An 18,508-nucleotide genomic window follows, 5' to 3' on the forward strand; every position below is an offset into this window, starting at 1 on the left:
TCGTGGAGTTCTGGCGCGAGCTACTCGTCTTCATCGGCGGCCTCTGGGCCGGAACGATCAACACGATCGTCGGCTCGGGGTCGCTCGTCACGTTCCCCATCCTCGTCTCGCTGGGTTTCCCGCCCGTCAATTCGATCATCTCGAACGCGATGGGCCTCGTGGCAGGAGGCTTCTCCGGGGCGTGGGGCTATCGGCGCGAGGCTGCGAGCGCGCGGCGCACGCTCTTGCGGCTCCTGCCTGTCTCGTTTCTTGGTGGCCTGCTCGGCGCGTATCTGCTCCTGCATCTGCCTGAGAGCGTGTTCGGATACGTCGCCCCGATCCTCATCGTCGTCGCGATCCTCCTCGTGATCTTCCAGCCCCGCCTCTCGGCGCGGGCCAAGCAGCGCCAAGCCCTCACGCATGTGACCCCGGAACAGGCGGACCACCAGAAGCTTCCGATGGTCCTCTACGTCCTCACATTCCTGATCGGCGTTTACGGCGGATACTTCACGGCCGCGCAGGGCGTTCTGCTCATGGGGGTCCTCGGGATCTTCTTCCACGGGACGCTTCAGCAGTCCAACGCCATCAAGGTGATCCTGAGTCTCGTCGTGAACCTCATCGCGGCCGTGTCGTATCTGCTCCTCGCGTTCGACCGCATCAACTGGCTCGTCGTCCTCCTCATCGCCGTCGGCTCCCTGCTCGGCGGGTTCCTCGGCGCGGGCATCGGGCGCCGCATGTCGCCGACCGTGCTGCGCGTCGTCATCGTCATCCTCGGCGCGGTCGCTCTGGTCAACATGATCGGGAAGCTTGTGGCCGCGTGAGCGTGGTGTGGATCGACGGCGCCGGCGATCCGCGCGTCGCCGACTATACGCACCTCACCGACGTCCATCTCCGCAAGGTCCGCGAGCCGGCGGAGGGACTCTACATCGCCGAATCCTCGCGGGTACTCCGGCGCGCGCTCGCGGCGGGGCACCGGCCGCGCTCGTTCTTCCTCGCCGACAAGTGGCTCGAGGGCCTCGGCGACGTCCTTGAGGCCCACCCGGACGTGCCCGCGTTCGTCGGTGCGCCCGAGCTTCTCGAGGAGATCACGGGCTTCCACCTCCACCGGGGCGCGATGGCGGCGATGCACCGGCCGGCGCCCGTCCCCGTCGAGTCGCTTCTCGCCGACGCCCGCCGAGTCGCCGTGCTCGAGGACATCACCGACCACACGAACGTTGGCGCGATCTTCCGTTCGGCTGCCGCGCTCGGCGTTGACGCCGTGCTCGTCACGCCGCGGTGCGGGGATCCGCTGTACCGCCGGAGCATCCGCGTGAGCATGGGCACGGTGTTCCAGGTGCCGTGGGCCCGCCTTGACGAGTGGCCCGCGGGCGTCGAGACGCTGCGCGACCTCGGCTTCACCGTCGCAGCCATGGAGTTGACCGAGGACGCCGTGGACCTCGACGCCCTCGCGGCGCGCGACGTCGAGCGGCTCGCGCTCGTCCTCGGCACGGAGGGCGCGGGGATCCTCCCCGAGACGCTCGACGCCGTCGACCTCGCCGTGAAGATCCCCATGCGCGCGGGCGTCGACTCGCTCAACGTTGCCGCGGCGAGCGCCGTAGCGTTCTGGGAGCTCCGCGCGCGGTAGGCGCGACGCTGTGCCGGAGTCCTCAACGTCCCTCGTGGCCGGGCGTAGTTGTCCCACGTTCCGTATGCGGCTCAAGCCGTCCGGTAAGCAGATGATCATTCAGACCGTCTCGGCCATCGACGACGGTTCTGGACGGAATGGGAGCGAGACAGGACAGATCTTTGGATCCAGTCTGCCCGGCGATGTTCACCGAGGGCGTCATAGGTGGGTCCGCGACAGCCGGGGCGCGGACTTACCATGGCGCACCGCGGCCCCGCTCGAGCGGTGGATCAAGCGCCCACCAAATCGAGCGCCTAATGGGCGACACCGCATGCATTGGACGGGCCTTACCTGGCAAAGAGACCGCTCGCTTCCTTTACTGTCTGCCAGCCCTCTTCTATGAGCCTGCGGAAAGGCACGGAATGTTGGGCCATCTGCCATGCTTCTGTTGGCGTCTTAGAGGGCGCCTCGCGGATCTCAGGCGTCAGGAACTCCGCAATTTTCATGTAGGTCTCTCTTCGCGAATAAGCAGTCCGCCCGATGATAGACAGGGCTGTTGCGGCTGCTGAGGCAGCTGTCGACCACTTCGCCGGTGCGAGACAAACTAACGTGCCCGTGGAATCAGCTGCGGTGCCCCGCGCCGGCACGAGGAATTCGTTCGCTCGCAGGTGAGTCTTCTCGGCCGTGTACGCAGAAATCCTTGATTCCAGAAGTAGGTCCGGAGATATGAAGCGCATAAGGCGCTGTGCAATTGAGCAGGCCCACCATCCGTCCACCAGGGACTCCGTCGCTACGATTCCCGGGGTCGAAAAATTGTCAGAGACCAGCCACACACCGCTTTCGCCGGTTATATCAGTTCTGGATACGAGGAATAGTCCGCCCGCATCCTTGGATGGCCATATGAGCGCAGCGGCAGGAAGGCTCCCCCGAAGGACCAGCATTCGGCTCCGTCGCACCACTATGCAATTGTGAATCTCGGGCACTCCTGTGAGGAGCGAGGATGCGCCGGAGCCTGTAGCAACGATGACGTTTCTTGCAGAAATCTTGTGGCCGCTGTTCGTCGCGATGAGCCAGTTTCCGTCGATTCGCTCAATCCGACTGCCCATCTCGTTCAAACATGCGCAACTGTTTTCGAGCAGCAGGCGAGCGTGACCGAGGAAGGCTGGTCCATCGAGCACGCGTTCCCCTGAGGGCACACTCGCGATGCCCTCTAGAACGCCGGGAGCGACGCCATCTACGACGTTCTCTCCCACTCGTTCGGCAAACCGCCAAGCCCACCTGCGTGATTGCGACAGGGCAAATGTTTCAATCGGCTGATGGAACCTGCGGACTGATGCAGTATTCCAGAATCGCCAATTGTCTTCCAGCTCTTGGATGAGGTTCGCCTCTTGTTCGGGGTGGTAGAGCCGACCCCTGTGGATGTAACCGTGCCAGTGCGCGGATTGATCTTCCGGGGATACGTGTGGCGCTACCCATGTAACATCCATGCCGCGGGAAACAGCCGCAACGGTTACCAAGGTGCCAGCCACTCCTGCCCCGATGACGGCGACCTCAGTCCGCCGAATCACGGTCGACCTCGTTCACAACGATTGAGAGATGATTGTCGAACAGATTGACAGTCACTGATAATCCTCTTTCGTTCCTAAGCTCAATGCGCCGATCGGTCAAAAGCGTGGGTGCTAGACCCCATAATGCCGGCAGAAGGATGCGCTGTCCTGTATGGACCTCCTCGACGAGGCCGGTATGGGAATCCCAGTTCGTTATGCGCATCAGGCTTGTTTCCGTGCGGACTGAAGCATTGCTATAGCTGCCAACGTACCGCCATCGACGATGGCACCGGTTGCTGCGTACATTAGTAGTTGCTCATAGGAAACGAGTTCCACTTTCCACGTTTCTCCGTCTTCTAATTCCGGCGACGATACGGACGCGCTCGATGCTGTGAACACATGGCAGACGGCAGGGCTAATTCCTGGCGCTTCAACGAAATTGCCAAGCCCCAGGAGGCCTCGAATCCGGTGCCCTGTTTCCTCTAAGGTCTCGCGTATTGCTGCTTCGGACGGAGATTCACCTTGCTCGATAGCGCCGCACGGGAATTCGAAAAAATCCCTTGTTCCGGTTGTATCGCGTGCTCCTTTGAGCATGACGAACACGTCTCTTCGGGTTCGCGCAATTACCATTGAGCTGTCGGGACGCAGGACGCGATACCACAGTCGATCTCCATCAGCCTGTCGAACGACCGAGAACCACGGATTCTCGTGGAGAACATCTTCAGACATTGAATTCCTGCTCGGACAACGTCGTATGGTATCTGGCCGTTACTTGCTCGAAGAGGGTTCTGCGGTACTCAGCTTGCACACGCCTTCCGAACTCAATGTGTCCGGCTTCGATTTCGGCTCTGCCTTCGGCGAGGCGGGCCAGTCGCACACCGCTGAGCGTTCCAGCTGTGAGGAGAAGTGCGCCATGGGCCTGTGCGCGATGGGTGTGCTGGTGGTGGATGACAACATCCGGCTCACGCCCAATCACATCAAGCAGGATGCGACGCGAGATCGAGTCAAGGGCCCGGCCAGATGTTGGCGGTGCCCACACTCCGTCCTCATCGACCAGGAGGAGACCCGAGCCGTCCGCCTCAGTCAGATAACCGTCCCTGTCCGTGTAGAGATTCACTGTGCAGTCGTCGCGGCCAAGACGTTCATCGAGCACACGGAAGTCGAGATATGACCCTCCCGTCTTCGCGTCCGGAGGGATGACGCCGCCATGTCGAGGATGCGGGGCCAACGCCGCGAGTTGAACGTCAGGTCGGTAGGCCGTGTCCACGTCGAACACCCCCATGAAGTGGCCGACGTCCGAACTGGACCCATTTCGACCACTCTTCACAAATACAGTCGGCCGCGCATAGAACGATCGGCCCCTAAAATGCTTGGAGGCGTCCGTAAGCAGGGTAAGTAGATCGACTCGCTTCATCGGGTTTCCGATCCCGATGAGCGAGCACGAACGGTCAAGTCGACGGGCATGCTGACTCAATGAAACCGGATGATGCAAATCATCGATCCAAGGACAAATAAGGCCTTCGAAAGCACTTACCCCTCTAATGGCTACCTCAGACCAAAAATGTGCTGTTGCGCTCTCCCAGTCGACTAGCTGCCCATCAACGTATATCAGACGCATTGAGTACCCCCTTAAGGCTAAATTGGGTGAGTTCGAGCGGCACAGCGCGCCCGATCCTCTTCGAAGATGTTGAACAAGTTGTGCGATTTACTTCGTAAATCATCACGGTTCAGCCTTGTCAAATTCCGATGGGCAATCTCGACATCACGGTTACAGGATCACTTTCGCTGATCGTTGCGCCACTGCATCAATGCGGAGGCCGCGAGGAAGACCGTGAAAGCAGCGGTGACAACAAGACTTCCCCCAAAAATCCCCTGTAGAATCGGAACAAAAATCGCGCCAAGTGCGGCCGCCGCCATCATCTGCGCAATAGCCGTTCTTCTCCTGTCTCCCGCCAGATTTGCCTGGCGAGCCATCGAAACCGGATAGATTGGCGCGAGAAACAACCCCAGTAGTCCCATGGCCACGACGAACATCATGGGAGTCGAAGCCAAGATTGCGAGTATTCCAACGACACCAGATAGCACCGCACATGTGACAATTACGTCTGTGTCTTCGACGCGCCGAAGCACGGAAACGACCACAAGCCGCCCGATCGTAATCCCTACCCAATAGCTCGCCACTGCCGCCGCCGCTTGCATAACTGTGGAGTGTGCAACTGCTATGGACTGGTGATAGGTCCAGTCGACCAGTCCTGCGTTCACCCCGTTGAAACAGAAGATTACGACCGCCGAAGGCGCCAGACGCGGCGTAGGGATGCGCCTCGCGTAACCACTCCCATTGTCGGTTGCCGCAAGAAGATTCTTGTTTCGGCAGATCACGATCGGTGCGACAGCAACAATCGCTGCCCCCGCTAGAATCACGTAGCCGACCGTCCACGGCATGGCAGAGCGTATTAATACGACGAAGAATGGCCCGATTCCGCCTCCGATTCCGTAGGTGACGTGGAGCAGTGACATTGCAACGGACGCGCGTTGCCCAAATGAGTGGGACATTATGACCGTCGCGCTCAAATCTAATGCCCCGTGTCCTGCGCCCCACAGCACAGCGCCAATAATCGTAAGCGCGTCAGATCGGCTGAAGGCCACAATAAGTACACCAACCGCGAATCCACCCGCTCCGATCGTTGCCGTGGATGCCAGCGACCTATGCCCCTGTATTCGCGCAAAAGTTAGAGAGGCTGCCAGCTGGCCCGCCTGTCTTCCAGCCCGAATGAATCCGATTAGAATTGTGGATGGCGCAAGGAATTCGATAATGTCTGACGAGGTTGAGCCGAGGATTGACGTTCCTGCCCCGGTAATGAGATATAGCGCGAACGCGCCTCCAATTAGCGCGCATCGGGCCCGCGCCGAATTTTCGATATGCCCGTCGGCGGATGTGATCTTTCTGCTCGGTCTATGTTCTTTCGTAAGCTCTGCTTTCCGTAGGCTCATATTTTGACCGGGTCCCGCATCGTTTACCCTCCGGTTTACAGTCCGCCTCAAGATCGCGCGCCGGCTAGCTTCGTCCCGTCGGCGGGTGGTGGGTTTGGGGTAATCGTGACGCGAGCACGGTTCTCCGCCATGTTCTCCTTCTTCGGTCTTCGGTTCGTTCAACACGGGATCCTAAAATGGCAACGGACCGTCTAGGTGGAGACTGAGCCCCGGCTCCGTACTCATCTGGAGCCTGAGTCCGTGGCCAGAACGGTGTGCCTGGACGTATGCCCATGCGTCCGTTTGTCTTCGGCTAGGTTTTGCCGCTTCCTTCGCCCAGATCCGGACCACCGGTAAGACGAAGAGCAACCGCCGCTATGGAGCGGACCGACGTCGCCGCGGCGAGTGCCGTAGCGTTCTGGGAGCTGCGCGCGCGCTGAGCTCGGGCCCGTTCTGCCGCGCCCGCCCGCGGGAGGAGGCGCCGCCGTCGTGCTAGGATTTATAGCTGGTCCTCCAACCTGGAGGACGTTCACACCTGGCCTCTGGCAAAATCCAGGGGCGTAAGCAAAGGGCCCATTGTGAAGTCTGACATCCACCCGAAGTACGAGGCTGTTGTCTTCAACGACCTCGCTTCTGGCGTCAAGTTCCTGACGCGCTCCACCGTCTCCTCGGACAAGACCATCGAGTGGGAGGACGGCAACACCTACCCGGTCATCGACGTCGAAATCTCCTCCGAGTCGCACCCGTTCTACACGGGCAAGCAGCGCATCATGGACTCGGCCGGCCGCGTCGAGCGCTTCAACGCGCGCTTCAAGAACTTCGGCAAGAAGGCCTAAGGCCTCCTGCCGCCAGCAAGGCGCCGTCCCCTGGGGGCGGCGCCTTTGCTTTTTCGCCCGCCTGGATCCTCGGCCCGAGCGCGTCCGACGGCGGGACTAGGCTTGGTGCCGTGGCTGAACATCACGGCGAATACAAGGTTCCGGGCGGCAAGCTCGTGGTTGCGGACCTCGCGACGGAGAGCGGCGCGATCACGTGGGCGAGCATCAATGGGGACTTCTTCCTCGAGCCGGACGAGGCCCTCGCCGACATCAACGGGGCCCTTGTGGGCCTCTCGGCCGACTCGCCGAACGCAACGATCAGCGCGGCCGTCGCGGACGCGGCCGGACCGGGAACGGTCATGTTCGGCTTCGACCCCGAGTCCGTCGCGGTCGCGGTGCGCCGCGCGCTCGGCCACGCGACGACGTGGGCCGACCACGACTGGGAGATCATCCCGCCACAGCCCCTGCACATCACGGAGCAGGTCGCGCTCGACGAGGTCCTCACGCGCGAGGTCGGGGAGGGTCGTCGGAATCCCACGCTCCGGCTGTGGGACTGGGACGAGCCGTCGGTCGTGATCGGGACCTTCCAGTCGTACCGGAACGAGGTGGATCCCGATGGCGTGGCGCGCCACGGCATCACGGTCGTGCGCCGCGTGAGCGGGGGCGGGGCGATGTTCATGGAGGCAGGGAACTGCATCACGTACTCGCTATACCTTCCGACGTCCCTTGTCGACGGGCTCTCGTTCGCGGACTCGTACCCGTTCCTTGACGCGTGGGTCATGGAGGCGCTCTCCTCGGTGGGCGTCAAGGCGTTCTACAAGCCCCTCAACGACATTGCGACGGATGCCGGCAAGATCGGAGGCGCCGCGCAGAAGCGCTTCGGCAACGGAGCGATGCTCCACCACGTGACCATGAGCTACGACATCGACGCCGCCAAGATGACCGAGGTGCTGCGGATCGGCCGCGAGAAGATCTCGGACAAGGGCATTTCGAGCGCGCAGAAGCGCGTCGACCCGCTCAAGCGGCAGACGGGTCTCGCCCGCTCGGCGATCATCGAGGAGATGATGGCCACGTTCGAGCGCCGCTACGGCGCCCGCCGCACCGCGCTCTCCGATGCGTCACTCGGGGCGGCGCGCGAGCTCGCGGCGTCGAAGTTTGCCACGCACGCGTGGCTGCACCGGGTGCCCTAGACTCCCTGCGACCTCGCCTGAGCCGCCAGCGCCCGGTGCAGGTGGTCGCGCTGCTCGGTGACGATCCTGCGGAGTGCCGCCGGAGCGGCGGCATGCGCAGCGAGCCAAGAGTCCGTGCGGTGCAGGAGGGCGTTCTCCTCAGGAGCCTCCCCGGTGCCAAGTGACTCATCGGACGGGAAGAGCCCCCGGACGATCCGGTTCGCAATTTCATTGGACCGCTCGCCCCAGACCCGCTCGAGGAGGGCGAAGTAGCGCTCCCTGTAGGCCGCGCGCAGCGAGTCCGGGCCGAGCGAGAACCCCTCGACGGTCGCGCCGAGAAGCTCGTTCGAGAGCGACTCCGACTCGATCACGGCGTTCCACGCGGCGTGCTTCGCCCCGGCGGTGGGCTGCGCGGCGACGGCGAGGGCGTGACCGACGCGGCCGCGAGCGGTCGCGTCGCGATCGAGCTCGGCGTCGAGGTCCGCCTCACTCGCGAGACCCTGGGCGGCGAGGGCCTGCCAGAGCGACCACCGCAGCTCGGCGTCGGCAGACACGCCGGCGACCGCGCCGTCGTCGGCCAGGAGCGAGCGGACCAGGTCGAGCTGGCCGCCGCCGAACCGGCTGCCCTTCGCGAGGGCTCGGGCCCACGCGAGCTGCTGGTCTGACCCTGCTTCGGCGGCTCGGAGGTGGGCCGCGACGGCTGCGAGATATTCGTCGCGCAGCGCGTCCCGCTCCGAGGCGCTCGAATAGCGCTCGATCGCGTGACGCGCGTTGTCGAGCACCGTGAGGAGAACGCCGATCGTCGTCTCGGCGGGCCCGAACCGGGCGACGGCGCGTACGTAGTCGCGGGCGGGGGAGACGCCGTCCCTCGCGTCGTGCCAGAGGGCGGTCCAGCAGAGCGCGCGAGCCAGCGGATCCGACACGTCCCCGAGCGACGCGCGGACCGTCCGCTCCGAGGCGGGGTCGAGCCGGACCTTGGCGTACGTGAGGTCCTCGTCGTTGACCAGCAGCAGGTCCGGGGTTTCGAGGCCAGCGAGCTCGGGGAGCTCCGTGAGCTCGCCCATGAGGTCGACCTCGATGCTGCGTGTGCGCACGAGCTCACCGCCCGCGGCGCGCGAATAGAGCCCCACCCGCAGGCGATGGGGCCGAGGCACGTTCCGCCGGGACACGGGATCGACCGCGATCTGCCGCAGCGCCACCCGGGCGAGCCGCCCGCCGTCGTACTCGATCTGGGGCTCGAGCACGGGAAGCCCTGCGGTCTGAAGCCACGCTGCGGCCCACGCGTCCATGGGCCGGCCCGATGCGCGCCCCAGCGCGTCGAGCAGGTCGGCCAGGGTCGTGTTGCCGAACGCGTGCTTCGCGAAGTACTCGCGCGCTGCGGCGAAGAACGCCTCCTCTCCCACGTAAGCCACGAGCTGCTTGAGCACGGAAGCGCCCTTGGCGTACGTGATGCCGTCGAAGTTCTGCTCGGCGGCCTCGAGGTCGGGGATGTCGGCGACGATCGGGTGGGTCGTGGGGAGCTGGTCCTGCACGTACGCCCACGCCTTCCGGCGGTTCGCGAAGTTGACCCACGACGTCCTCCAGTCCGTGGCCCGATCCACCGCGAGCGTGCCCATGAACTCGGCGAACGATTCCTTGAGCCACAGATCGTCCCACCAGCGCATCGTCACGAGGTCGCCGAACCACATGTGCGCCATCTCGTGCATGAGCGTGTTGGCGCGCGCCTCGTACTGCGAATCAGCGGCCCGCGACGCGAACACGTACTGCTCGGTGAACGTCACGAGCCCCGGATTCTCCATGGCTCCAAGGTTGTACTCGGGCACGAACGCCTGTTCGTACTTCCCCCAGGGATAGGCGGGCGTGAACACGGAGTGGTAGAAGTCGAGGCCCCGCTTCGTGAGCTCGAAGATGCGATCGGCATCGAAATGGGGCGCGAGCGACGCACGGCAGTAGGCCGCGAGGGGAATGGTGAGCCGGCCGCCGTCGTCTGCTGGCCCCACCCACTCGTCATCGGCCCGGTGGTACGGGCCCGCGAGAACCGCGGCGAGATAGCTGGGCATGCGCGGCGTCGGGGAGAAGTCCCAACGGGCGACGGCGGGTTCCCCCGTTTCGCAGCGAACGCTCACCTTCCCCGCGGGCGCTCCGTTCGCGCTGACGACCCAGTCGGCGGGGGCGATGACGCTGAACGCGAACGTCGCCTTGAGGTCCGGCTGCTCGAAGTTCGCGAAATAGCGCCGCGCGTCCGCCGGCTCGCACTGGGTGTAGAGGTAGGTTCGGCCGTCCGCCGGGTCCACGAAGCGGTGGAGGCCCTCTCCCGTGCGGCTGTACCGCGCGAGTCCGCTCACCTCGAGGCGATTGTGCTCGGCGAGCCCGGTGAGGCGGATCCGCGCGCCGTCGTGCACTTGAGCCTCGTTGAGCGTGCGGCCGTTGAGCACGAGGCCCGTGACAGCCTCGCCGACGAAGTCCACGAACGTCTCGGCACCGCGCTCGGCCCGGAATTCGATGATGCTCTCCGTCGCGAACGCGGTGCTTGCGGGGTCCTCGGCGGAGCGCAGGTCCAAGGTGATGCGATACGACTCGACGGTGATGAGGCTGGCCCGCTGGGCGGCCTCATCGCGGCTCAGGTTCTCGGTGGACACGCGGACATTCAACCATGCGAGTCCGGCACCGCGGCGCGCCGGGGGCCCGGAAACACGCCGGAAATCGGCCGGACATGCGCGAGCCGCCGAATGGTGAAAAGCTGTCTCCATGTCGGATCTGTTCGAGGATTACGCCGTGGCCGCGGCACGCACGGGTGCCTACGACGAGATGTTCGCGCCCGACCAGGTGGCGCGACCCATGTATCGTCAGCTCGCCGGAGCTCTGGCCAGTCTCGACCTCGCCGACGTCAGTTCGCGCGCGGATTCGATGGCGCGCACGTTCCTGGACCGCGGCGTCACATTCGACTACGCGGGGGAGGAGCGGCCGTTCCCCCTCGACCTTGTCCCGAGGGTCATTTCCGCGACGGAGTGGGGCGTGCTGGAGCGCGGGGTCGCGCAGCGTGTCCGCGCCCTCGAGGCGTTCCTCAACGACGTCTACGGCAAGATGTCCGTCGCAGCGGACGGCGTGGTCCCGCGGCGCATCATCACGTCGAGCAAGCATTTCCACCGCCAGGTGCACGGCTTCGAGCCGGCCGGGGGCGTCCGGGTGCACATCTCGGGCATTGACGTGGTCCGTGACGGTGCGGGCACGTTCCGCGTGCTCGAGGACAATGTTCGGGTCCCGTCCGGCGTCAGCTACGTCCTCGAGAACCGGCGTGCCATGGCCAAGGGCCTCCCGGAGGCTTTCAGCCAGCAGCCCATCCGCCCGGTCGAGGAGTATCCTCGCCGCCTGCTCTCGGCGCTCCGTAAGACCGCCCCTGCGGGAGTCGACGATCCGACCGTCGTGGTCCTCACCCCGGGCGTGTTCAACTCCGCGTACTTCGAGCACACCCTTCTTGCGGGCCTCATGGGCGTCGAGCTCGTCGAGGGCCGAGACCTCATCTGCCGCGGTAACCGTGTATACATGCGGACGACGGCGGGCGAGCAGCGCGTCGACGTCATCTACAAGCGGATCGATGACGACTTCCTCGACCCGCTCCAATTCCGTTCGGATTCGATGCTCGGCTGCCCTGGCCTCGTCAACGCCGCGCGCGCCGGTGGGGTAACGATCGCGAACGCGGTGGGCAACGGTGTCGCGGACGACAAGCTCGTGTATTCCTATGTGCCCGATCTGATCCGCTACTACCTGAACGAGGACCCGATCATCGCGAACGTCGACACGTTCCGCCTTGAGGAGGACGCCGCGCGCGAGGAGGTCCTCGACCGGCTCGACGAGCTCGTGGTCAAGCCCGTCGACGGGTCCGGCGGCAAGGGCCTGGTCATCGGGCCAGACGCGACGAGGGAGGAGCTCGCGACGCTCCGTCAGCAGCTGGTCGCCGATCCGCGCGGCTGGATCGCCCAGCCCGTGCTCCAGCTCAGTACCGTGCCGACCCTCAGCGGGGACAAGTTCGGCCCGCGTCACGTGGACCTGCGGCCCTTCGCGGTGAACGACGGCGACGACGTGTGGGTTCTGCCTGGCGGCCTCACCCGCGTCGCGCTCAAGGAGGGGAGCCTCATCGTGAACTCGAGCCAAGGCGGCGGGTCCAAGGACACGTGGGTGCTCGCTGAATCCCGCAACGTTCCCATCGAGGCGGAGCCGAGGCACTCGATCAGCATCCGGGAGCGCACGAGCGTGTGGCCCGTCGAGAGCAGCTGGCGGGACCGGCAGGCGGAGCAGCAGCAGTGAGCGTGCACCGCCGTCGTCCGCTCAACCCGATCAGCGCCAACCGTACCGCGCACGCCAGCTCCACCGCCCCGACCACACGAGGAGGCTTCCTTGCTTAGCCGCATCGCTGAATCTCTGTTCTGGATCGGGCGCTACGTCGAGCGCGCAGACGGGACCGCGCGCATCCTCGATGTGCATCTTGAGCGCCTCAACCACCTCCCGCCCGAGGATCAGCACAGCGTCGCGAAGGAGCTCCTCGCTGTCATGGGCTCGCGGCCGGATCGCGAGGACTTCGGCCTCCCCGAGTTGCTGCACGCCCTTGCGTACGACCGGACCCACGCGACGTCGATCGCTGGCTCGCTCGGAGCGGCGCGCGAGAACGCCCGGCGTGCGCGCGAGACCGTGTCGTCGAGCCTGTGGGAGTGCCTCAACACGACCTACTACGGCCTGAGCCAGCACCGCAAGGACGTAGTCGGTACCTATCGCTTCTGCCACTGGGTCCTTGAGCGGACGGCCATGGTGGGCGGCCTCACGGACACGACGATGAGCCACGACGAGAGCTGGCTGTTCCTCGTGCTCGGGCGCTCGCTCGAGCGCGCGGATATGACGGCGCGCATGCTCTCGACGCGCGAGGTCCACACCGCCGGGATGTCGTGGGTCAACATGCTCCGCTGCGCGGGCGCCTACGAGTCCTTCCTGCGGACTCGCCGGGCCGCTTTCGACGACCGCCACGCCGCCGAGTTCCTGCTCATGGACAGGCTCTTCCCCCGCTCGATCGTGTACGCCCTGCGGGACGCCGACGATTCCCTCGCGAAGCTGGACCCCTCCGACACGCGCCTCGGCCTCATCAACGACGCGCGCCGCATCGTCGGCCAGGCTCGCACGTTCCTCGAGTTCCACCGGACGGACGACCTCATGAACGAACTGCCCGAGCACATGGAGCGTGTGCAGCGTGCCGTTGCTCAGGCCTCGGACGCCATTTCGCGCAAGTACTTCAATCAGGCTGACGAACAGGCCTGGGTGGGAGAGGTGTCATGACCCGGCTGAGGATCGTCCATCGGACCTCCTACCGCTACAACCAGCGCGTCACGCTGAGCTACAACGAGGCGCGCATGACGCCGCTGACGGAGCCTCAGCAGGTGGTGCTCGAGTCGCAGGTGCGCGTTCTGCCGTCGCAGGCGGCCGTGAGCTCGTACAAGGACTACTGGGGCACACGCGTCACAGCGTTCGACATGCAGATCCCGCACGAGTACCTCGAGGTCACGTCCACTACGACCGTCGAGGTGCACCGCGTCGAGCGCGTCCCCACCGAGGGTTCGGTGGTTCCGTGGGAGAAGCTGCGGAGTTCCGAGATCGAGGACCAGTTCAGCGATTGGCTGCCGCAGTCGCGGCTGTCCGGTCCCGGGTCGGAAGTGCTTGGGAACGTCCCCGGCATCGTCGAGGGGCTCGATCCGAACGCCGCGGCGCATGCCGTCTTCGACTGGCTGCGCGGCGAGATGCGCTACATGCCCGGCTCCACCGGCGTCACGACCGATGCCGAGCAGGCGTGGAACCAGCGCCAAGGCGTATGCCAGGACCTCGCTCACCTTGCGATCGGCTCGCTACGGAGCATCGGGATCCCGGCGCGGTACATCTCGGGGTACCTTCACCCGCGGTCGACGGCGGACGTCGGCGAGGTTGTTGCCGGGCAGTCCCATGCGTGGCTCGAATGGTGGGACGGCGAGTGGCGGAGTTGGGACCCGACCAATCACAAGCCAGCGGGCGACTTCCATGTGACCGTGGCGCGCGGACGCGACTATCGCGACGTGCCGCCGCTCAAGGGAATCCTCTCGGGCGGCGGGGGTTCGCATCTGGACGTGTCGGTAGAACTGACCCGCCTCGCCTAACGTTCTGGGCTCCCGTCCGGGGGGTTGTGGGGTCCCGTCCGGGGGGTTGTGGGGTCCCGTCCGGGGGGTTGTGGGGTCCCGTCCGGGGGGTCCCCTCGCGGGCCTGTGGATAACCGCGCCGGCAAAGTACTCATTCGTGCGAGCATAGAGCCATGGCTTCGGGGGACAGCTTTCACGATCTCGTTCAGCGTTCATTCACGGTTCACGAGGCGGCTGCCTTGGGAACCGAGCCTCAACTGCTACGGATGGCTGACGTCCGAGAGACCAGTCGCGGGATATTCGAGCCTGCCTCAGGTCCAGGAGACGGGGTCTTCGAGCGTCTGAGGACGCATCTGAGTATGCAGCACGACGCGTGGGGCTCTCACAGAACGGCGGCAACGATCCACGGACTTTGGCTGCCGCCTTGGCTCGACGAACACTCTCAGCTTCATTTGAGTAAGCCAACGCACCTTCCCCGAATTCGCCGCCCGGGGATCATTGGGCACCGAGTCAGGATCTTGCCGGGCGAAGTCATGCAGTTCGAGGGTCTCTGGCTTTCGTCGCCCGCGAGGACCTGGCTCGACTTGGCAGCCGAATTGACTCCCGCGGCCTTGATTGCCTTGGGCGACCAGCTCATCCGACGGCCCAGGGCAGAGTTCGAGTCTCGCACCACCCCGTACTCGACCAAGGCACTTCTCCTTGAGATGCTTCGGTCGCATCCAAAGGTCAAGGGCGTGGCGAGATGCAAGGACGCACTCGCGGACATGCGGGTGGGATCCGATTCGGTGCCTGAGACCCTACTACGACTCTGCCTTGTCGCACACGGTTTTCCTGAGCCAGAACTACAGATTCTGCTTGATCCCTCTGATCCGCGTTCTCCCAGTGCTGACCAAGGCTACCGCAACGCCAAGATTGCCCTCCAATACGAGGGGAAACACCACAAACTGCCGGAGCAGCAGACGAAAGACCGATGGCGGGACGCAAAGTTTGCGAGATCGGGATGGGCGACAGTTCACGTCACCTCCGCCGATCTCTCGGACGACTTCGTCAGAGTTCGGAGGGAACTCGCCGTCTTGCTTCGGAAACGGGCGGCTTAAACCCCGCAACGGGTGGGACGGGACCCCGCAACGGGTGGGACGGGACCCCGCAGCGGGTGGGACGGGACCCCGCAACGGGTGGGACGGGACCCCGCAACGGGTGGGACGGGACCCCGCAACGGGTGGGACGGGACCCCGCAACGGGTGGGACGGGACCCCGCAACCGGTCGTCACCAGGGGGAGGGCTTGTAGTCCTTGAGGAACACCCCGTACAGGTCCGTGCCCGCCTCGCCCACCACGATCGGGTCGTACACCCGGGCTGCGCCGTCAACGAGATCCAATGGAGCGTGGAAGCCCTCGTCGGCGAGCCGCACCTTGGTGTAGTGCGGCCGCTCGTCGGTGATCCACCCGGTGTCGACGGCCGTCATGAGAATGCCGTCGGTCGTGAACATTTCGCCCGCGCTCGTGCGGGTGAGCATGTTGAGCGAAGCCTTGGCCATGTTGGTGTGGGGGTGGCCGGGCCCCTTGTACTTGCGCCCGAACTGACCCTCCATCGCGGAGACGTTGACGATGTACTTGCGCCGCGCCGTCGACCGCCGCATGGCCTCGCGTAGCCGGCTAATGAGGAGGAAGGGCGCCGTGACGTTGCATAGCTGGACCTCGAGAAGCTCGAGCGGATCCACCTGATCCACGACCTGCGTCCACGAGTTGATCTTCGCCACGTCCGGCACGAGCCCGCCGGCGTCAATCGCCGTCCCGGCCTCGATCCGCTCGAGCGTTGCGGACCCGGTCGAGAGCGCGAGCGCCGTCACGGCATCGGGCGCGAGCACGGGGTGCCCGCTCACGCTCCCGGCAATGGAGAGGGGGTGCCGATCATGCGCGTGGCCGAACGTGAGCAGCTCCGGCCCGCCGTTCGAGGCCAGAAGCTCGGCGGGCAGCGGCTCGTCCTCCGCCTCGGCGAGCGGCCTGTACGCGTTGAGGGAGCGGCGAACCGTCTGGGCCGCATTGTTGATGATGATGTCAAGCGGTCCCTCGGCGTCGACGGAGTCCGCGAGCGCGATGACCTGGGACGGGTCGCGCAGGTCGATACCCACGATCCGGAGCCGGTGAAGCCAGTCCGCGCTGTCCTCCATTGCCGCGAACCGGCGCGCGGCGTCTTTGGGAAAGCGCGTCGTGATGGTCGTGTGGGCGCCGTCGCGCAGGAGCCGCAGCGCGATGTACATGCCGATCTTCGCGCGCCCGCCCGTGAGCAGTGCGCGCCGGCCGGTCAGATCGGTCCGGGCATCCCGCTTCGCGTGGCTGAACGCGGCGCATTCGGGGCACAGCTGGTGGTAGAACGCGTCGACCTGCGTGTACGGCTGCTTGCAGATGTAGCACGCTCGCGGCCGGAGCAGGTGCCCCGCGACCTCGCCCGTGGCCGAGGACGCGAGCTTGTTGCCCTTGGTCTCGTCGTCGATCCGATCCGGCGCCGCCGTGGCCGTCTGCGCGATGACGGCCCGGTCGGCGGCGGCGACTGCGTCCCGCTTCTGGTTCCTCGAGAACCGGCGGTGCGCCTTGAACATCTTGCCCGTGGCGCGACGCACGGCAACGAAATCCGGGTGCTCCTCGTCGTACTCGTGGATGGTTCCGAGTACCTTGAGGCAGGCTTGGATCTCCTCCGGGGTCAATTCCTCGAAGGGCGCAGGATCGGTGAAGCTCATGGCCTCCTAGTCTACCGAGGCCGAGCCTCCGCTGCTTCCGGGGCGGACGACGGCGCCCCCTCGCCCGTGCGCCCATCCTCCGCAGGCGTTTCGTCGCCAAGGGAGGCAGCGGCGCTGGCCGGCCGCGCGCCGTCGGCCGTTGAGGCGACGCGGTCCTCGAAGTCCGCGGGGTGCTTGGAGGACCACGCGGCCGCGAGCTTGCGCTCGTCCTCGTCGGGCTCGGGCACGTGCTGATCCTTGGCCAGAATGGTGATCCCGGAATCTGTGACCTGGAAGCCGCGCTCCTTGTCTAGCTTCGGGTCGAGGCCGACTGTCGTCCCAGGCGGCACCACGACGTTCTTGTCGAGGATGGCACGGTTCACCACGGCCCCCTCGCCCACGAGGCAGCCGTCCATGAGCACGGAGTCGAGCACACGGGCGCCGGCGTTGACCCGGACGTCGTGCGAGAGCACGGAGCCCTCGACGGAGCCGCCGGTCACGACCACACCACTCGAGACGATCGAATCGAGGGCCAATCCGACCCGCCCGCCGAGGCCGCGCACGAACTTCGCGGGCGGGGAAACGCTCTGCCGGGTGTAGATGGGCCACTGCGAGTTGTACAGATTGAACACGGGCAGCGGCGAGATGAGGTCCATGTGCGCGTCGTAGAACGAGTCGATGGTGCCCACGTCGCGCCAGTAGGTGCGATCGCGTTCGGTCGATCCGGGGATCTCGTTCCGCGTGAAGTCGTACACGCCGGCCTCGCCGCGCTCCACGAAGTGCGGAACGATGTCGCCGCCCATGTCGTGCTTCGTGTCGAGCCGCTCTGCGTCGTGCTTGAGCGCCTCGACGAGCGCGTCGGAGTCGAAGACGTAGTTGCCCATCGAGGCGAGGAACTGGTCGGGCGCGTCGGGGAGGCCTGGCGTCGTCGCCGGCTTCTCGACGAACGCGCCGATCCGGGTGGGATCCGCCGCGTCGGTCTCGATCACGCCGAACTGGTTGGCCATGCTGAGCGGCTGCCGCACCGCGGCGACGGTCGCCTTGGCCCCCGAGGCGATATGCGCCTCCACCATCTGGGAGAAGTCCATCCGGTAGACGTGGTCGGCGCCGACCACGACGACGATGTCCGGCTTTTCATCCTTGATGAGGTTGAGCGACTGGTAGATCGCGTTGGCGCTGCCCAGGAACCAGCTCTTGCCCACGCGCTGCTGGGCCGGAACGGACGCGACGTAGTTCTGCAGAAGAGTCGAAAGCCGCCACGTCTCCGAGATGTGGCGGTCGAGGCTGTGCGATTTGTACTGGGTGAGGACAACGATGTGCCGGTACCCGGAGTTCACCAGATTGGACAAGGCGAAGTCGATGAGCCGGTATGACCCGGCAAATGGCACGGCCGGTTTGGCCCTGTCGGCCGTGAGCGGCATGAGCCGCTTGCCCTCTCCACCGGCCAAGACGATAGCCAAAACTCTCTTTGGCGCCATTGCGCAACCCCCGTCTTCAGTATTCCGGTCAGTCCGGGGCCCCTCCGTCGTTGGAGGATGCCTCCGGGTTCACACTAGAACA

General features: G+C 65.3%; 14 protein-coding genes. 7 read left to right on the forward strand and 7 right to left on the reverse strand.

Translation table 11 applies throughout. The annotated features are described in order from the left end of the window. The first annotated feature begins 2 nt into the window (after positions 1 to 2). Positions 3 to 800: a sulfite exporter TauE/SafE family protein gene (locus ACOKR1_RS10220; RefSeq protein WP_422936510.1), complete on the forward strand. Its 798-nt coding sequence runs from the start codon at positions 3 to 5 to the stop codon at positions 798 to 800. Further along, positions 797 to 1,603, forward strand: a complete 807-nt coding sequence (locus tag ACOKR1_RS10225) for a TrmH family RNA methyltransferase (RefSeq protein WP_422936511.1) — start codon at positions 797 to 799, stop codon at positions 1,601 to 1,603. The genes ACOKR1_RS10220 and ACOKR1_RS10225 overlap by 4 nt, the downstream gene beginning before the upstream one ends. A 326-nt stretch (positions 1,604 to 1,929) precedes the next feature. On the opposite strand, the gene ACOKR1_RS10230 is transcribed toward ACOKR1_RS10225, so the two are convergent. From ACOKR1_RS10230 to ACOKR1_RS10245, 4 genes are all read right to left on the reverse strand, one after another. Beyond that, a complete protein-coding gene (locus ACOKR1_RS10230; RefSeq protein WP_422936512.1) occupies positions 1,930 to 3,150 on the reverse strand; it encodes an FAD-dependent oxidoreductase in 1,221 nt (406 codons plus the stop codon). 201 nt (positions 3,151 to 3,351) lie between these two features. Next, positions 3,352 to 3,858 carry an NUDIX hydrolase gene (locus ACOKR1_RS10235; RefSeq protein ID WP_422936513.1) on the reverse strand — a complete coding sequence of 169 codons (507 nt, stop codon included), beginning with the start codon at positions 3,856 to 3,858 and terminating at the stop codon, positions 3,352 to 3,354. Then, positions 3,851 to 4,747 (reverse strand): aminotransferase class IV, encoded by an 897-nt coding sequence (locus ACOKR1_RS10240; RefSeq protein WP_422936514.1) that lies wholly within the window; start codon positions 4,745 to 4,747, stop codon positions 3,851 to 3,853. Before ACOKR1_RS10240 ends, ACOKR1_RS10235 begins: the two co-directional genes overlap by 8 nt. 158 nt (positions 4,748 to 4,905) lie before the next feature. After that, entirely contained in the window at positions 4,906 to 6,120 is a 1,215-nt protein-coding gene (locus ACOKR1_RS10245) for an MFS transporter (RefSeq protein WP_422936605.1), read from the reverse strand. Between the two features lie 557 nt (positions 6,121 to 6,677). On the opposite strand from ACOKR1_RS10245, the gene ACOKR1_RS10250 reads away from it, so the two are divergent. Further along, a complete protein-coding gene (locus ACOKR1_RS10250) occupies positions 6,678 to 6,935 on the forward strand; it encodes a type B 50S ribosomal protein L31 (RefSeq protein ID WP_415855847.1) in 258 nt (85 codons plus the stop codon). A 110-nt stretch (positions 6,936 to 7,045) separates the two neighbouring features. Then, positions 7,046 to 8,104: a lipoate--protein ligase family protein gene (locus ACOKR1_RS10255; protein WP_422936515.1), complete on the forward strand. Its 1,059-nt coding sequence runs from the start codon at positions 7,046 to 7,048 to the stop codon at positions 8,102 to 8,104. Here the strand turns inward: ACOKR1_RS10255 and pepN are convergent. Then, the gene (pepN, locus tag ACOKR1_RS10260; protein WP_422936516.1) at positions 8,101 to 10,722 is read right to left on the reverse strand and encodes an aminopeptidase N; all 2,622 of its coding nucleotides are present in this window, start codon (positions 10,720 to 10,722) and stop codon (positions 8,101 to 8,103) included. The two genes, ACOKR1_RS10255 and pepN, sit on opposite strands and share 4 nt — an antisense overlap. A 109-nt stretch (positions 10,723 to 10,831) precedes the next feature. Here pepN and ACOKR1_RS10265 point away from each other — a divergent pair, with 109 nt between their 5' ends. The 3 genes from ACOKR1_RS10265 (at position 10,832) to ACOKR1_RS10275 (ending at position 14,253) form a co-directional block, all read left to right on the forward strand. Further along, positions 10,832 to 12,388 (forward strand): circularly permuted type 2 ATP-grasp protein, encoded by a 1,557-nt coding sequence (locus ACOKR1_RS10265; protein ID WP_415855029.1) that lies wholly within the window; start codon positions 10,832 to 10,834, stop codon positions 12,386 to 12,388. A gap of 90 nt (positions 12,389 to 12,478) precedes the next feature. Beyond that, a complete protein-coding gene (locus ACOKR1_RS10270) occupies positions 12,479 to 13,405 on the forward strand; it encodes an alpha-E domain-containing protein (RefSeq protein WP_422936517.1) in 927 nt (308 codons plus the stop codon). Further along, positions 13,402 to 14,253: a transglutaminase family protein gene (locus ACOKR1_RS10275; protein WP_422936518.1), complete on the forward strand. Its 852-nt coding sequence runs from the start codon at positions 13,402 to 13,404 to the stop codon at positions 14,251 to 14,253. Before ACOKR1_RS10270 ends, ACOKR1_RS10275 begins: the two co-directional genes overlap by 4 nt. Positions 14,254 to 15,499: 1,246 nt before the next feature. Here the strand turns inward: ACOKR1_RS10275 and ACOKR1_RS10280 are convergent. Together ACOKR1_RS10280 and glgC are read right to left on the reverse strand one after the other, a co-directional pair. Beyond that, positions 15,500 to 16,969 (reverse strand): SDR family NAD(P)-dependent oxidoreductase, encoded by a 1,470-nt coding sequence (locus tag ACOKR1_RS10280; RefSeq protein WP_422936519.1) that lies wholly within the window; start codon positions 16,967 to 16,969, stop codon positions 15,500 to 15,502. 11 nt (positions 16,970 to 16,980) lie between these two features. Then, on the reverse strand, positions 16,981 to 18,426 hold the full coding sequence (glgC, locus tag ACOKR1_RS10285) for a glucose-1-phosphate adenylyltransferase (protein ID WP_422936520.1): 1,446 nt from the start codon (positions 18,424 to 18,426) through the stop codon (positions 16,981 to 16,983). Between the last annotated feature and the right edge of the window lie 82 nt (positions 18,427 to 18,508).

This window comes from Sinomonas sp. P47F7 (assembly GCF_049332655.1).
Classification (GTDB): Bacteria; Actinomycetota; Actinomycetes; order Actinomycetales; family Micrococcaceae; genus Sinomonas.

Bases quoted from the DNA above. Each gene is read 5' to 3' on its own strand.
- ACOKR1_RS10235 (WP_422936513.1), bottom strand. From the start codon at position 3,858: ATGTCTGAAGATGTTCTCCACGAGAATCCGTGGTTCTCGGTCGTTCGA.
- ACOKR1_RS10240 (WP_422936514.1), bottom strand. From the start codon at position 4,747: ATGCGTCTGATATACGTTGATGGGCAGCTAGTCGACTGGGAGAGCGCA.
- ACOKR1_RS10245 (WP_422936605.1), bottom strand. From the start codon at position 6,120: ATGAGCCTACGGAAAGCAGAGCTTACGAAAGAACATAGACCGAGCAGA.
- ACOKR1_RS10265 (WP_415855029.1), top strand. From the start codon at position 10,832: ATGTCGGATCTGTTCGAGGATTACGCCGTGGCCGCGGCACGCACGGGT.
- ACOKR1_RS10275 (WP_422936518.1), top strand. From the start codon at position 13,402: ATGACCCGGCTGAGGATCGTCCATCGGACCTCCTACCGCTACAACCAG.
- ACOKR1_RS10280 (WP_422936519.1), bottom strand. From the start codon at position 16,969: ATGAGCTTCACCGATCCTGCGCCCTTCGAGGAATTGACCCCGGAGGAG.
- glgC (WP_422936520.1), bottom strand. From the start codon at position 18,426: ATGGCGCCAAAGAGAGTTTTGGCTATCGTCTTGGCCGGTGGAGAGGGC.